At 63.8% G+C, this 13,050-nt stretch carries 12 protein-coding genes and 1 riboswitch; of the genes, 8 read left to right on the plus strand and 4 right to left on the minus strand.

All coding sequences use genetic code 11. The features are described 5' to 3' along the window. Window positions 1–85: 85 nt before the first annotated feature. Window positions 86–991, minus strand: coding sequence for a polyphosphate kinase 2 (ppk2, locus tag DPM33_RS25145; protein ID WP_112100100.1), 906 nt, complete (start codon window positions 989–991; stop codon window positions 86–88). A gap of 202 nt (window positions 992–1,193) precedes the next feature. Here ppk2 and DPM33_RS25150 point away from each other — a divergent pair, with 202 nt between their 5' ends. The 3 genes from DPM33_RS25150 (at window position 1,194) to DPM33_RS25160 (ending at window position 4,388) form a co-directional block, all read left to right on the plus strand. Further along, window positions 1,194–2,459, plus strand: a complete 1,266-nt coding sequence (locus DPM33_RS25150; RefSeq protein ID WP_167449206.1) for an ATP-binding protein — start codon at window positions 1,194–1,196, stop codon at window positions 2,457–2,459. Between the two features lie 109 nt (window positions 2,460–2,568). Continuing rightward, the gene (phoU, locus tag DPM33_RS25155) at window positions 2,569–3,291 is read left to right on the plus strand and encodes a phosphate signaling complex protein PhoU (protein WP_112100213.1); all 723 of its coding nucleotides are present in this window, start codon (window positions 2,569–2,571) and stop codon (window positions 3,289–3,291) included. A gap of 86 nt (window positions 3,292–3,377) precedes the next feature. Next, window positions 3,378–4,388 (plus strand): magnesium and cobalt transport protein CorA, encoded by a 1,011-nt coding sequence (locus DPM33_RS25160; protein WP_112100102.1) that lies wholly within the window; start codon window positions 3,378–3,380, stop codon window positions 4,386–4,388. A gap of 57 nt (window positions 4,389–4,445) precedes the next feature. On the opposite strand, the gene DPM33_RS25165 is transcribed toward DPM33_RS25160, so the two are convergent. Further along, on the minus strand, window positions 4,446–4,964 hold the full coding sequence (locus DPM33_RS25165) for a GcrA family cell cycle regulator (protein WP_112100103.1): 519 nt from the start codon (window positions 4,962–4,964) through the stop codon (window positions 4,446–4,448). Window positions 4,965–5,321: 357 nt separating this feature from the next. Here DPM33_RS25165 and DPM33_RS25170 point away from each other — a divergent pair, with 357 nt between their 5' ends. The 3 genes from DPM33_RS25170 (at window position 5,322) to DPM33_RS25180 (ending at window position 8,594) form a co-directional block, all read left to right on the plus strand. After that, window positions 5,322–6,521, plus strand: a complete 1,200-nt coding sequence (locus tag DPM33_RS25170) for an aspartate aminotransferase family protein (protein ID WP_112100104.1) — start codon at window positions 5,322–5,324, stop codon at window positions 6,519–6,521. Window positions 6,522–6,537: 16 nt separating this feature from the next. Beyond that, the gene (gene argF, locus DPM33_RS25175) at window positions 6,538–7,449 is read left to right on the plus strand and encodes an ornithine carbamoyltransferase (protein ID WP_112100105.1); all 912 of its coding nucleotides are present in this window, start codon (window positions 6,538–6,540) and stop codon (window positions 7,447–7,449) included. A gap of 113 nt (window positions 7,450–7,562) precedes the next feature. After that, a complete protein-coding gene (locus DPM33_RS25180; protein ID WP_112100106.1) occupies window positions 7,563–8,594 on the plus strand; it encodes an Hsp33 family molecular chaperone in 1,032 nt (343 codons plus the stop codon). An 87-nt stretch (window positions 8,595–8,681) separates the two neighbouring features. Here DPM33_RS25180 and apaG read toward each other — a convergent pair whose 3' ends face one another. Next, window positions 8,682–9,074, minus strand: a complete 393-nt coding sequence (gene apaG / locus DPM33_RS25185; RefSeq protein ID WP_112100107.1) for a Co2+/Mg2+ efflux protein ApaG — start codon at window positions 9,072–9,074, stop codon at window positions 8,682–8,684. A gap of 221 nt (window positions 9,075–9,295) precedes the next feature. Here apaG and DPM33_RS25190 point away from each other — a divergent pair, with 221 nt between their 5' ends. Beyond that, window positions 9,296–10,441: a ceramide glucosyltransferase gene (locus tag DPM33_RS25190; RefSeq protein WP_112100214.1), complete on the plus strand. Its 1,146-nt coding sequence runs from the start codon at window positions 9,296–9,298 to the stop codon at window positions 10,439–10,441. A 32-nt stretch (window positions 10,442–10,473) separates the two neighbouring features. Here DPM33_RS25190 and DPM33_RS25195 read toward each other — a convergent pair whose 3' ends face one another. After that, on the minus strand, window positions 10,474–11,664 hold the full coding sequence (locus tag DPM33_RS25195) for an O-succinylhomoserine sulfhydrylase (protein ID WP_112100108.1): 1,191 nt from the start codon (window positions 11,662–11,664) through the stop codon (window positions 10,474–10,476). 56 nt (window positions 11,665–11,720) lie between these two features. After that, a riboswitch (SAM riboswitch) is annotated at window positions 11,721–11,798 on the minus strand. Window positions 11,799–11,915: 117 nt separating this feature from the next. On the opposite strand from DPM33_RS25195, the gene DPM33_RS25200 reads away from it, so the two are divergent. Beyond that, window positions 11,916–13,010, plus strand: coding sequence for a 2'-deoxycytidine 5'-triphosphate deaminase (locus DPM33_RS25200; protein WP_112100109.1), 1,095 nt, complete (start codon window positions 11,916–11,918; stop codon window positions 13,008–13,010). Window positions 13,011–13,050 lie beyond the last annotated feature (40 nt).

Raw genomic sequence — 13,050 nt, forward strand, 5'->3', positions numbered from 1 at the left:
CGAGCCGAAAGCCGCGCGGCGCTGTAATGTTTCTCTCGATGATGTCGTTCTCCCAAAACCGCTGCGCACTTTTGGGCGACATGCATTAGTCCTTCAGGAAATCGGGCCCTACGCCGATGATCTTCTTGTCGGCCTTGCCGATGGCGTCGAGGTCGCGGCCCTCATAGGGCAGCGACAGAAGGATACGCTGGATCACCGCCAGCCGGGCACGGCGCTTGTCGTTGGCGCGCACGATGATCCAGGGCGCGAACGCCTTGTGCGTTCGCTCGATCATCTGGTCGCGCGCCTTGGTGTAATCGTCCCATTTGCTGATGCCGGCGATATCGATCGGCGAGAACTTCCAGTTCTTCAGCGGCGACCAGCGGCGGTCGTGGAAGCGTTCGAGCTGCGTCTCGCGGCCGATGTTCAGCCAGAATTTGAAGAAATGGATGCCCTCATTGGAGATCATGCGCTCGAAATGCGGTGTCTCGTCGAGGAATTTCTCGTGCAGCTCCGGCGTGCAGAACCCCATCACCGGTTCGACGCCGGCGCGGTTGTACCAGGAGCGGTCGAAGGTGACGAATTCGCCAGAAGTCGGGAAATGGTCGACATAGCGCTGGTAATACCATTGCCCGGCCTCGGTCGGCGTCGGCTTGGTCAGCGCTACGTTGCGCGCCGTGCGCGGGTTCATGTACTGTCGCAACACGAAGATGGTGCCGCCCTTGCCGGCCGCGTCACGGCCCTCGAACAGCGCCATCACCCGCTTGCCGGTCGCCTGCAGCCACGTCAGCGCCTTGACGAGTTCGATCTGCAGCCGCTCGAGCTCCTGCTCGTATTCCTCGCCATTCATCTTCTTGTCGTAAGGATAGCCGCCGGCGCTGAGCTTGTTGTCCTCGATCCAGTCCGGCAGCACCGGATTGTCGATGTCGAATGCGCGTTCCTTGCCGCCGATCCTGATCTTGATCGGTCCCGTGGCCGGCACCGCTTCAGCCGTTTCCTTGGCTTTTTTCATCCAGACGAACCTTTTCAGTTTGCGGACTCATGCTATGGAGCCTTGGCGGCGTAGCGCCCATCCGGACGCAGGCACGTCGTAGCATTTTGATTTTGCGCATGAACCTTCGCGAAAATCGATCCTGATTTTCAAGAGGCCGATGCGCCAGGCCAGTCCAGCGAGCCGCTGACCGGTCGACGGGATGCGGGGTGGCGTGGGCCTTATGGCAGAGACCGGCACGGGGCAAGAGAGCAGGGGGCAAACCCTGGCGGCGCGGTTTTGGCGCAACCGCTGGCTGCTTGCCGCCTGCGTTGTCGACGTCTTCGCGGTCTACTCTTTCGCCGGCGCTTCCGTCTATCTGCCGCTGCTGGCCCTGGCTCTGTTGGCGGCCGCGGCGATGCTACCCGCCGATGCCGAGCGTCAGTCGGCCGATGCGGCTGCCGCGATCGAGGCCGGCGGGCTGCAACGTCTCTCCGGCGAATATCTGGCGGCGGCGGTAGCCGATCCGCTGATCATCTTCGATCATTCGGCCGCGATGGTTCACGCCAACGCCGCGGCCTTCGCTGCCTTCGGCGGCCTGGCGCCTGGCATGTCGCTGGCATTGAAGTTTCGCGCCCCGGAAATGCAGGCGCTGCTGGACGGCATCCTGTCGGGCGATGTCGCCGCCGATGCGGTCGACTACACCGAAAAGCTCCCGGTGGAGCGCACATACCGGGTCAGCGCGTCCACGGTCGGCCATGCCACCGGCCTCTATGTGCTGGTGTTCAAGGATCAGAGCGAGACGCGCCGGATCGATCGCATGCGGGCCGACTTCATCGCCAATGCCAGTCATGAGCTGCGCACGCCGCTGGCCTCGATCGCAGGTTTCATCGAGACGCTGCGCGGCCCGGCCCGCAACGATCCGGCGGCGCGCGACCAGTTCCTGCAGATCATGCAGAACCAGACCGGCCGCATGGCCCGCCTGATCGACGATCTGCTCTCGCTGTCGCGGCTGGAGATGAAACCCTATCTGAAGCCGGGCACCGAGGTCGATCTTCGCCAGACGATCGACAGCGTCATCGATTCGCTCGGACCGCTGGCCGCCGAGAACGGCGTCGTCATCGGGCGGGAGTTCGCCGATGGGCGGGTTGTCGTTCCCGGCGACCGCGACGAACTGTTCCAGGTTTTCGAGAATCTCCTGGAGAATGCCTGCAAATACGGCCAGTCAGGCGGACACGTCACCGTATCGATTGCGGGCGCCGATGACGCCCAGCAGCCGGGCTTCGACGTCACCATCAGGGACTACGGTCCGGGCATCGCCGAAGAGCATATCCCGCGCATAACCGAGCGCTTTTACCGCGTCGATGTCGAAAACAGCCGCACCCAGAAGGGCACCGGGCTTGGCCTTTCGATCGTCAAGCATATATTGAGCCGGCATAACGCAAGATTGTCGATCAAGTCGGAAGTCGGCAAGGGCGCGGCGTTCACGGTTCATTTGCCGGCTCGCTGATCGTGTACCGGTTGCCAACCGGGATTTTCTTCTTTCTGTCATGCGGTTCGCGTATCAGCGACAGATTGAGGGAGCGCACCAGCCGGTACAAAACCGGGAAGGCATGTCCATGCAGTCCGTCCATATCGCCAGTGCCTATGATGAAGAACTGAAATTCCTGTCCAAGCGCATCGCCGCGATGGGCGGCCATGCCGAGCGCATGGTCGAACAGGCGGTCGCGGCCCTGGTCAATATCGACCATGGCTTGGCGCAGAAGGTCATCCAGGACGATCTGGTCCTCGATGAAGGACAGCGCGAGATCGACGACAAGGCCATCATCATCATCGCCAGGCGCCAGCCGATGGCGACGGATCTCCGCGAGATCGTCGGCGCCATCCGCATCTCGGCCGATATCGAGAGGGTCGGCGACCTCGGCAAGAACGTCGCCAAGCGCGTGGCCTCGGTCGACGGCCGTCAGCCGAACAGCCTGTTCCGCGGCCTGGAGGCCCTTGCCAATCTGGCGCTGACGCAACTCAAGGAAGTGCTGGACGTCTATGCCTCTCGCTCGGTCGAGAGGATCGGCTTCGTGCGCGACCGCGACGACCAGATCGATGCCATGTACACCTCGCTGTTCCGCGAGCTTTTGACCTACATGATGGAAGATCCGCGCAACATCACGCCCTGCACGCATCTTCTGTTCTGCGCCAAGAACATCGAGCGCATCGGTGATCACGCGACCAACATCGCCGAGACCATCTACTATATCGTCACCGGCGATCAGATGCCCCCCGACCGCCCGAAAGGCGACAAGACCGACCAGATCGTGCTTCCCGGCATGGTCCCGGCTAAGTGAACAGGCGCCTCTCGAACGACCTTCTAATTTAGGCTAAGCTCCTCCCGGCACAGCGATTTGTCAGTCGCAGTCTCGGGAGGTTTGCGATGGAACAAGTTCGAAACCTGACTCCAGCTCCGCAGCCGACATCGGGCATCATCGCCTCGAGCGTCTACTCGGGCGGCAAGCGCGTCGCCGATATCGCGATCGAACAGGCCGGCGAATGGGCGGCAAAACCCGGCCATGTCGTTTGGATCGGCTTGCTCGAGCCCGATCGCAACCTTCTGCTCAGGGTGCAGGCGCAGTTCCACTTGCACGACCTGGCGATCGAGGATGCCGAGCATCCGCATGCACGCCCGAAGATCGAGCAGTATGGCGATGCCCTGTTCATCGTCGCCCGCACCGCGCAATTGATCGACGGCCGCGTCACTTTCGGCGAGACGCACCTCTTCGTCGGCACCGGTTACATCGTCAGTGTCCGGCATGGCCCGTCGACCTCCTACGCCGCCGTGCGCCAGCACTGGGAAAGCTGCCCGCACTCGCTGGCCAAGGGCGAGGATTTCGTCCTCTACGCCATCCTCGATTTCATCGTCGACAATTACATGCCGGTGCTGGAACAGATCGAGGACGAGGTCGAGGCGATCGAGGACAAGGTGCTCTTGAAGCCGATGACCGGCTCGGATATCGAGCGGCTCTACATGCTGCGCCGCGACCTTTTGCGGCTGCGCAATGCAGCGCTGCCGCTGGTCGAGGTGTGCCGCCGGCTGACCAGCGCCGAACTGCCGCAGATTCATGCCGCCATGCATCCGCTGTTTCGCGACGTGACCGATCACATCCGCACCGTGCAGGAAAAGATCGACAGCCTGCGCGAGGTTCTGGCCTTCGCCTTTGAAGCCAGCTTGCTGGTCGGCCAGAGCCAGGAAACCGCGATCTCCAAGAAGCTCGCCTCATGGGCCGCCATCCTGGCGGTGCCTACGGCCTTCGCCGGCATCTACGGCATGAACTTTTCCGACATGCCGGAACTGAAGATGGAATACGGTTATCCGACCGTGCTCGCGGCGATCGCGCTGATCTGCGCGTTCCTGTACTGGCGGTTCAAGAAGAATGGGTGGCTGTGAAGAAGGCAATAGGCAAAAGAAGCGCAGCTCAAAGCCCTATTGCCTACTGCCTAATCCCTATCTTGCCCGCCGCCGCTCCGCCGCCGGCTGGAACGCCACGCGGGAGTGGTATTTGCAATACGGTCCCGTCTCGGCGGCGTCGTTGCCGCAGAAGCTGAAATCTTCCGAGAGCGGGTCGCCGTTCGGCCATTTGCAAGTGCGTTCGGTGAGCTCGACGAGCTGCAGGTTGCGCGAGATCGGCACGACCACGTTCTCGACCGGGCGGATATAGTGGCGCGCGACCGGCTCGGCGTCGAACTGCACCTGCAGTGCGGTGGCGCCGATGGTCGCCGTCACATGGCGCGTCGCATTTGCGGCGCGGGTCACCGATTTCTGCATCGAGGCGCCTTGCACCACCTTCTTCTGGCGCGCCGGGGCAGCCGTCGCGCGGCCGCGGCCCGACAGCTTCAGGCGGTGCACCTTGCCGATGACGGCGTTGCGGCTCACCCCGCCAAGCTGTGCGGCAATCTGGCTGGCGCTCAGACCCTCCGACCACAATTTCCTGAGAAGTTCGACCCGCTCGTCAGTCCAGTTCATGAGACCGCGCTCCTGCTTAAGCGTGCGGCAACCAGAATCCTTCCCCGAGCCGGCTCTCGCCGGGCAAACGACACCACATGTACCGGGTGATTTAGGTCCGCCGCACGAAATATAGTTATTTCTCGACTACAATTACCTTATGCGCTGACTCGGTGACAAGAGTCCCAAAGGCAACACCGATTCGGTTTTTACGGTTTTCCCCAACTTGCCTGACCACTGATGAGCCGGCGTGGCGCCAGGGGGTGCCACGCGCTTCTGCGTGACGTTTTCGTTGACTTCATGGCCGAAAAACATGATAAGCCGCAAAGGCCGCCGCATTGGCGGCTTTTTTGATTTCCGGTACCGGAGACGCATATAATGAGCGGTTCGGCGCTTTACGAGACCTTTGCTCGCGCACCCTTGGCTTTCGACCGCGGGGAGGGGACCTGGCTGGTCACCGACAAGGGCGAGCGATATCTCGACTTCGCCGGCGGCATCGCGGTGAATTCGCTGGGCCACAGCCATCCGCACCTGGTCGCGGCGCTCACCGAGCAGGCCGCCAAGCTCTGGCACGTCTCCAATCTCTATGAGATCCCGGAGCAGCGTAAGCTGGGCGATCGGCTGGTCGACGCCACCTTCGCCGACAAGGTGTTCTTCACCAATTCGGGCGCCGAGGCGCTGGAATGCGCCATCAAGACGGCCAGGCGCTATCACTTCGTCAAAGGCCATCCCGAGCGCTTCCGCATCATCACCTTCGAGGGTGCCTTCCACGGCCGTACGCTGGCGACGATCGCCGCCGGCGGCCAGTACAAATATCTCGAAGGCTTCGGGCCGAAGGTAGAGGGCTTCGATCAGGTCGCTTTCGACGACATCGATGCCGCCGAGAAGGCGATCACGCCGGAGACCGCCGCGATCCTGATCGAACCGGTGCAGGGCGAGGGCGGCATCCGTCCGGTGCCGACGCAATCGCTGAAGCGCCTGCGCCAGCTTTGCGACCAGCGCGGCCTGCTGTTGATCTTCGACGAGGTCCAGTGCGGCATCGGCCGCACCGGCAAGCTGTTCGCGCATGAATGGACGGGCGTCACGCCCGACATCATGGCGATCGCCAAGGGCATCGGCGGCGGCTTCCCGATGGGCGCCTGCCTTGCCACCGATGAAGCTGCAACTGGCATGACCGCCGGCGTGCACGGCACCACCTTCGGCGGCAATCCGCTGGCGATGGCCGTCGGCAACGCGGTGCTCGACGTGGTGCTGGAAGACGGTTTCCTCGAGGATGTGCAGCGCAAGGCGCTACTCCTGAAACAAGGTCTGGCGGCGGTCGCGGACGAATTTCCCGATGTCATCGAAGACATCAGGGGAACCGGTCTTATGCTCGGGCTCAAATGCGCAATGCCCAACACCAAGGTGAACATGGCGCTGCGCGACCAGCATTTGCTTGCCGTCCCGGCGGGCGACAACGTCATTCGTCTCTTGCCGCCGCTCACCGTCACCGACGAGGAGATCGGCGAGGCGCTGAAGCGCATCCGTGGTGGCGCCAAGGGCCTGACCGACGCGATTGCGGCCGAAGCCGCGAAATAATTTCTGGAACCTGCCGATGAGTGTTCGCCACTTCACCGATCTATCCGCCGTTTCCGCCGGCGACCTGCGCGTCATGCTGGACGACGCGGTGGCGCGAAAGACCAGGCTCAAGGCAGGCGAGCGTTCGAAGCCTCTCGATGGCAAGGTGTTGGCCATGATCTTCGACAAGCCGTCGACGCGCACCCGCGTATCCTTCGACGTGGGCATGCGCCAGCTCGGCGGCGAGACCATCATGCTGACCGGCACCGAGATGCAGCTCGGCCGCTCGGAGACCATCGCCGACACGGCAAAGGTTCTGTCGCGCTATGTCGACGCCATCATGATCCGCACCACCTCGCATGACCGGCTGCTGGAACTCACCGAGAATGCCACCGTTCCCGTCATCAACGGGCTGACCGACGACACGCATCCGTGCCAGCTCATGGCGGACATCATGACCTATGAGGAGCATCGCGGTCCGGTGGCGGGCAAGACCTTTGCCTGGACCGGCGACGGCAACAATGTGCTGCACTCGCTTCTGGAAGCCTCGGCGCGGTTCCGTTTCAACCTGAATGTCGCGGTGCCGGAAGGCAGCGAGCCTTTCGAGAAATATGTCGACTGGTCGAAGGCCAATGGCGGCAAGGTTCGCTTTTCCCGTTCGGCCGAGGAAGCCGTCGACCAGGCCGATTGCGTCGTCACCGACAGCTGGGTCTCGATGGGCCAGGAGCATCGCGCCCGCGGCCACAACGTCTTCCTGCCCTATCAGGTCAATGCCGCGCTGATGGCCAAGGCCAAGTCGGACGCGCTTTTCATGCACTGCCTGCCGGCGCATCGTGGCGAGGAGGTCACCGATGAGGTGATCGATGGGCCGCATTCGGTGGTCTTCGACGAAGCCGAGAACCGGCTGCACGCCCAGAAGGCGGTGCTGGCCTGGTGCCTGGGCGCTTGATCCGACGCGACTAGCACGGGGATATGTCGACTTGATCCGGGGATATGTGATGCCTATTTGCGGGCCATCACGTAAATTGAACGCGCTTCGACGCATGCGGCTCATCGGGTTGCATGGCTGCGCCCCGGAGTATTGTCATGTTGGAAACCCAGATCTTGGCTGAGCATAAACCCCAACTCGGTGAATTCGGCTTCGCCGGCGACGACCACGTCGTGCCCTACGAGGTGGCGCCGCTCGACGTGCGCGGCCGCACCGTGCAACTCGGGCCGATGCTCGACGCTATTTTGAGCCGCCACGATTATCCCGAGCCGGTCGCCCGCCTTTTGGCGGAAGCCTGCGTGCTCACCGTGCTGCTTGGCACTTCGCTCAAATTCGAGGGCAAGTTCATCTTGCAGACCCGCACCGACGGGCCGGTCGACATGCTGGTGGCTGATTTCAGCACGCCGCATGCGCTGCGCGCCTATGCGCGCTTCGACGCCGACCGGCTGCAGGCGCTGATCGCCGCCGGCGAGACCTCGCATCAGACGCTGCTCGGCAATGGCGTGCTGGCTTTGACCATCGACCAGGGTGCGCATACGCAGCGCTACCAGGGCATCGTCCAACTAGACGGCACTTCGCTGGAAGATGCCGCGCGCACCTATTTCCGGCAGTCGGAGCAGATCCCGACCGAGGTCAAGATGTCGGTCGCCAAGCTGGTCACGCCTGGCCCGGGCGGCGCGCGCGAGCAGTGGCGCGCCGGCGGCATCCTGGCGCAGTTCCTGCCGCAGTCGCCGGAGCGCATGCGCGTCCCGGACATTTCGGGCGGCGACGGCGATGATCGCGAGGTGACGGACCATCCGGCCGACAATTCCTGGCAGGAATTGCTGGCGCTGCTCGGCACGATCGAGCCGACCGAACTGATCGACCCGACGATCGGCGCCGAGCGGCTGCTCTACAGGCTGTTCCACGAACATGGCGTGCGCGTTTTCCGTGACGTGCCTGTCGCCGACCAGTGCTCCTGCTCGCGCGACAAGATCCGCGGCATCCTCGAAGGCTTTTCGGCTGAGGAGATCAAGGACTCGACCGAGGATGGCGGCATCCATGTCGCCTGCGAGTTCTGCTCGACGCAGTACGACTTCGACCCGGCCGAGTTCGCGGCGGAATAACGCCTTCCTTCTCCGCATTCCGCGGGAGAAGGTGCCCGAAGGGCGGATGAGAGGCGACGCCAACTTTGGCGGTTGGCGCGCCTCTCGCTAATTCACCGTGCGCCTGGTCCCCGGCATGTCGAGCGAGAAGGCGGGAATGGCGATATCGAACGTCTCGCCGCGTTTATTGCGCATCGTGTAGTGCCCGACCATGATGCCAGACGGCGTCGAGAGCGGGCAGCCCGAGGTGTATTGATAGCTGTCGCCGGGGTTGAGTTCCGGCTGGTCGCCGACGACGCCGGCGCCGCGTACCTCCTCGACACGGCCCCTGCCGTCGGTGATGTGCCAGTAGCGCGACAAAAGCTGCACGAATTCGTCGGAGCGGTTGTCGATCGTCACCTGATAACCCCAGACATAGCGGTTTTCGGACGGATCGGAGCGGTCCTCCAGATAGAAGGGCCTGACCAGCACTTCGATGTTGCGCGTCACGGCGCGATACATGGGCCACTCCGGTTGCCACCGCGGAACACTTGCCACGCTCCACTCTAAGTAGGCGAAGCGCCGACCATCTTGCCAGCCTTTAAGCGCAGGTGCCGAAAAACAATGTCATTTAAGTGACACATGACAATGATGGTGTGCGCAAACCATGCCGGGCGACTCGGGGGCGCTCTGTCGACTGATGAAACGGCCGCATGCGGCCTTTCTGGAGTGACCAGATCTCGATGGAACTGACTATCGCAGCGGCGCTTGCCTCGGCAGCCCTTCTCCTTTCCAATCTCGCCAGCATCATGCTCGCCGCGTCGCGGCTGAAACGGCGGCGTGTCACTACGCCACCCGCCGGTGCGCAGCCGCCGGTCACGATCATCGTGCCTTCGCGCGGCGTCGAGCCGTTCACGCAAGAAACCTTGCAGCGCGCCTTCTCGCTCGACTGGCCGCGCTATGAGCTGATCTTCTGCATCGCGCATGCCGACGATCCGGTGGTCAAGCTGATCGACGCGGCGATCGCGCGCCATCCGAAGGTTTCGGCGCGGCTTCTGATCGGCGAGGACCGCGTCAGCGCCAATCCCAAGCTCAACAACTGCGTCAAGGGCTGGCAGGCGGCGCGGCACGATTGGGTCATCCTTGCCGACTCCAACGTGCTGATGCCGAGAGACTACATCCAGCAGTTGATGGCGGCATGGCGCCTGGATACAGGCCTCGTCTGCTCGACGCCGATCGGCTCGCGGCCGGACGGTTTTTGGGCCGAGGTCGAATGCGCCTTCCTCAACTCGTTGCAGGCGCGCTGGCAGTATACCGGGGAGGCGCTTGGCCTCGGCTTTGCCCAGGGCAAGAGCATGCTGTGGAACAAGCCGATGCTGGACGCCAATGGCGGTATTGAAGCGCTTGGCGCCGAGAGCGCCGAGGACGCGGCAGCTACCAAGCTGGTCAACAGCCTCGGACTGCGTGTCAATCTCGTCGCTTCGCCCTTCGAGCAGCCGCTCGGCCAGCGCATGTTCGCCGAGATCTGGGCACGGCAGGCGCGCTGGGCGAGGCTGCGCCGGGTCACATTCCCGCTGTTCTTCGCACCCGAGATCCTGACGGGCGCCGCCGTGCCGCTGCTGCTGGCGCTGATCGCCGCGGCAGGTGCCGGTGTCAGCTTGCCCAGCACGGCCTTGTGCGTGCTCGCGATCGCCTATCTGCCGGAATGCCTGTTGGCTTGGGCCAAAGGCTGGTACCTGTCGCCGCGCAGCGCCACCGCGATGATCGTGCGCGACGTAATGCTGCCGGCCATCTGGGCGCGCGCCTGGTTCGGCGGCGCCGTCGACTGGCGCGGCAATGCGATGACCATCCGCGCCAAGGCGATGACCGAGCTGGAAGAAGTCGCCTGAAGCGCTGGTGCGGCCTGCGCCGCGCCAGGGTCTTATCTCGCCGCCTTCAGCGCCTGCTCGATGTCTTCCAGCAGATCGTCGGTGTCCTCCAGGCCGACGGAGAGCCGGAGGGTGCCCGGCCCGATGCCGAGTTCGGCGCGCGCTTCGTCGCTCAGGTTCTTGTGCGTCGTCGTCGCCGGATGGGTGATCAGGCTCTTGGCGTCGCCGAGATTGTTGGAGATCAGCACGATGTCGAGCGCGTTCTGCAAGGCGAAGGCCGCCTGCTTGCCGCCCTTGACGTCGAGGCAGATCAGCGTCGAGCCGCCCGACATCTGCTTCTTGACGACATCGGCCTGCGGATGGTCGGCGCGGCCCGGATAGATGACGCGCGCGATCTCCGGCCGTCCGGCCAGGAAGTCCGCGATCTTGCCGGCGCTCTCGGTCTGCTGGCGCACGCGTAGCGGCAGCGTCTCCAGGCCTTTCAGCAGCGTCCAGGCGTTGAAGGGCGACAGGCTCGGGCCGGTGTGACGGAAATAATCGTGCAGGTTCTCGTCGATCCACTTCTTGTCGGACAGGATGACGCCGCCGAGGCAGCGGCCCTGGCCGTCGATATGCTTGGTAGCCGAATAGACCACGATATGCGCGCCGAGCTGCAGCGGCTTCTGCTGCAACGGCGTGGCGAAGACATTGTCGACGATCAGCCTGGCGCCGATGGAATTGGCCAAAGCGGCAACCGCGGCGATGTCGACCACCTCCAGCGTCGGGTTGGTCGGGCTCTCCAGGAAGAACAGCTTGGTGTTCGGCCTGACCGCCTTCTCCCAATTGCCGATGTCGGTGCCGTCGACCAACGTCGCCTCGATGCCGTAGCGCGGCGCCAGCGTCTCGACCACCCAGCGGCAGGAGCCGAACAGCGCACGCGCCGCGACGATATGGTCGCCCGCCTTGACGCTGCAGAGCAATGCTGCGGAGACGGCCGCCATGCCGGAGGCCGTGGCGCGGGCATCCTCGGCGCCTTCCAGCGCGCACATGCGCTTTTCGAACATGTCGACGGTCGGATTGGCGTAGCGCGAATAGATGAAGCCCGGCTCCTCGCCCTTGAAGCGGGCCTCGGCGGCCTGCGCCGTCTCATAGACATAGCCCTGGGTGAGATACATCGCCTCGGCGGTCTCGCCGAAGCCGGAACGCAGCGTTCCGCCATGCACGAGTGCCGTCTGAGGTTTCCAGTTACGCTTCTTGGTGTTCATAGCCCTGCTTCCAGACACAAAAAAACCGGCCGCGAAGTCGCAACCGGTCCATATAGCCTTGCGGCTCGACGGTCCTTTAGCGACTTGTTTAACGTGGCTGCAAGCCGACCGGCCAAATCACCACGGGATAACGACCCTTTAAATGAGCGCCGCGCTTGCGTCAATTGCCGGCTTCATTAAGAGGTTTGTACCAGCCGGGTGGCAAGAGGCTTGCTTAGGTCCTCGCCCGGCCTTGCGAACGGAGCCCGCCTTTGCGGCAGACAGGCATTCTCCCCGACCAGGATATTTCCGCGCTGTTCCAGTCCGGTGCGCTGAAGTCGCCGCGCGCGCTCGACGCCGACCAGGTCCAGCCGGCCAGCCTTGACCTGCGGCTCGGCGACAAAGCCTTCCGGGTGCGCGCCTCCTTCCTGCCCGGACCCGATCATCTGGTCGCCGACAAGCTCGAGCGGCTGAAGCTGCACGAGATCGACCTGGCCGGGGGCGCGGTGTTGGAAACCGGCTGCGTCTACATCGTGCCGTTGCTCGAAAGTCTGGCGCTGCCCTCAAACGTGTCCGCTTCGGCCAATCCGAAGAGCTCGACCGGCCGGCTGGACATTTTCACACGCGTCATGACCGACCGCGGCCACGAGTTCGACAAGATCGCCGCCGGCTATCATGGGCCGCTTTATCTCGAAGTCAGCCCGCGCACCTTCCCGATCGTCGTGCGCGCCGGCTCGCGGCTGTCGCAGATCCGTTTCCGCACCGGCAATGCGGTGCTGTCTGAGAGCGAACTGCGCGACCTTCACCGCGCCGAGATGCTGGTCGCCACCGAGCCGCCCAACATTTCCGGCGGCGGCATCGCCCTCTCCATCGATCTCGATGGCGACAAGGACGGCCTCGTCGGTTATCGCGGCAAGCACCACACCGGTCTTGTCGACGTCGACAAGCGCGCCGCGCAGGATGTCGTCGATTTCTGGGAGCCGATCTACAAGAGCGGCGCCGGCGAGCTGGTGCTCGATCCCGATGAATTCTACATCCTGGTCAGCCGGGAGGCGGTGCACGTGCCGCCGCTCTACGCCGCCGAGATGACGCCCTTCGATCCGCTGGTCGGCGAATTCCGCGTCCACTATGCCGGCTTCTTCGATCCGGGTTTCGGTCACTCCGCCGCCGGCGGCACCGGCAGCCGCGCGGTGCTCGAAGTGCGCAGCCACGAGGTGCCGTTCATCCTCGACCACGGCCAGATCGTCGGCCGCCTCGTCTACGAGCACATGCTGAAGCGCCCCCAGGCGCTGTACGGCACCGATCTCGGCTCGAACTACCAGGCGCAGGGTCTGAAGCTCTCAAAGCATTTTCGCGCCGCGCGTTGACCGCGACTGCTCAGCTCGCTGGCACCAGAGCAATTCCAGG

It is taken from the genome of Mesorhizobium hawassense (assembly GCF_003289945.1).
Taxonomy (GTDB): Bacteria; Pseudomonadota; Alphaproteobacteria; order Rhizobiales; family Rhizobiaceae; genus Mesorhizobium; species Mesorhizobium hawassense.

Bases quoted from the DNA above. Each gene is read 5' to 3' on its own strand.
- DPM33_RS25180 (WP_112100106.1), top strand. From the start codon at position 7,563: ATGGCTGCGCCCCGGAGTATTGTCATGTTGGAAACCCAGATCTTGGCT.
- DPM33_RS25195 (WP_112100108.1), bottom strand. From the start codon at position 11,664: ATGAACACCAAGAAGCGTAACTGGAAACCTCAGACGGCACTCGTGCAT.
- phoU (WP_112100213.1), top strand. From the start codon at position 2,569: ATGCAGTCCGTCCATATCGCCAGTGCCTATGATGAAGAACTGAAATTC.
- DPM33_RS25160 (WP_112100102.1), top strand. From the start codon at position 3,378: ATGGAACAAGTTCGAAACCTGACTCCAGCTCCGCAGCCGACATCGGGC.
- argF (WP_112100105.1), top strand. From the start codon at position 6,538: ATGAGTGTTCGCCACTTCACCGATCTATCCGCCGTTTCCGCCGGCGAC.
- DPM33_RS25170 (WP_112100104.1), top strand. From the start codon at position 5,322: ATGAGCGGTTCGGCGCTTTACGAGACCTTTGCTCGCGCACCCTTGGCT.
- DPM33_RS25190 (WP_112100214.1), top strand. From the start codon at position 9,296: ATGGAACTGACTATCGCAGCGGCGCTTGCCTCGGCAGCCCTTCTCCTT.
- DPM33_RS25165 (WP_112100103.1), bottom strand. From the start codon at position 4,964: ATGAACTGGACTGACGAGCGGGTCGAACTTCTCAGGAAATTGTGGTCG.
- apaG (WP_112100107.1), bottom strand. From the start codon at position 9,074: ATGTATCGCGCCGTGACGCGCAACATCGAAGTGCTGGTCAGGCCCTTC.
- DPM33_RS25150 (WP_167449206.1), top strand. From the start codon at position 1,194: ATGGCAGAGACCGGCACGGGGCAAGAGAGCAGGGGGCAAACCCTGGCG.
- ppk2 (WP_112100100.1), bottom strand. From the start codon at position 991: ATGAAAAAAGCCAAGGAAACGGCTGAAGCGGTGCCGGCCACGGGACCG.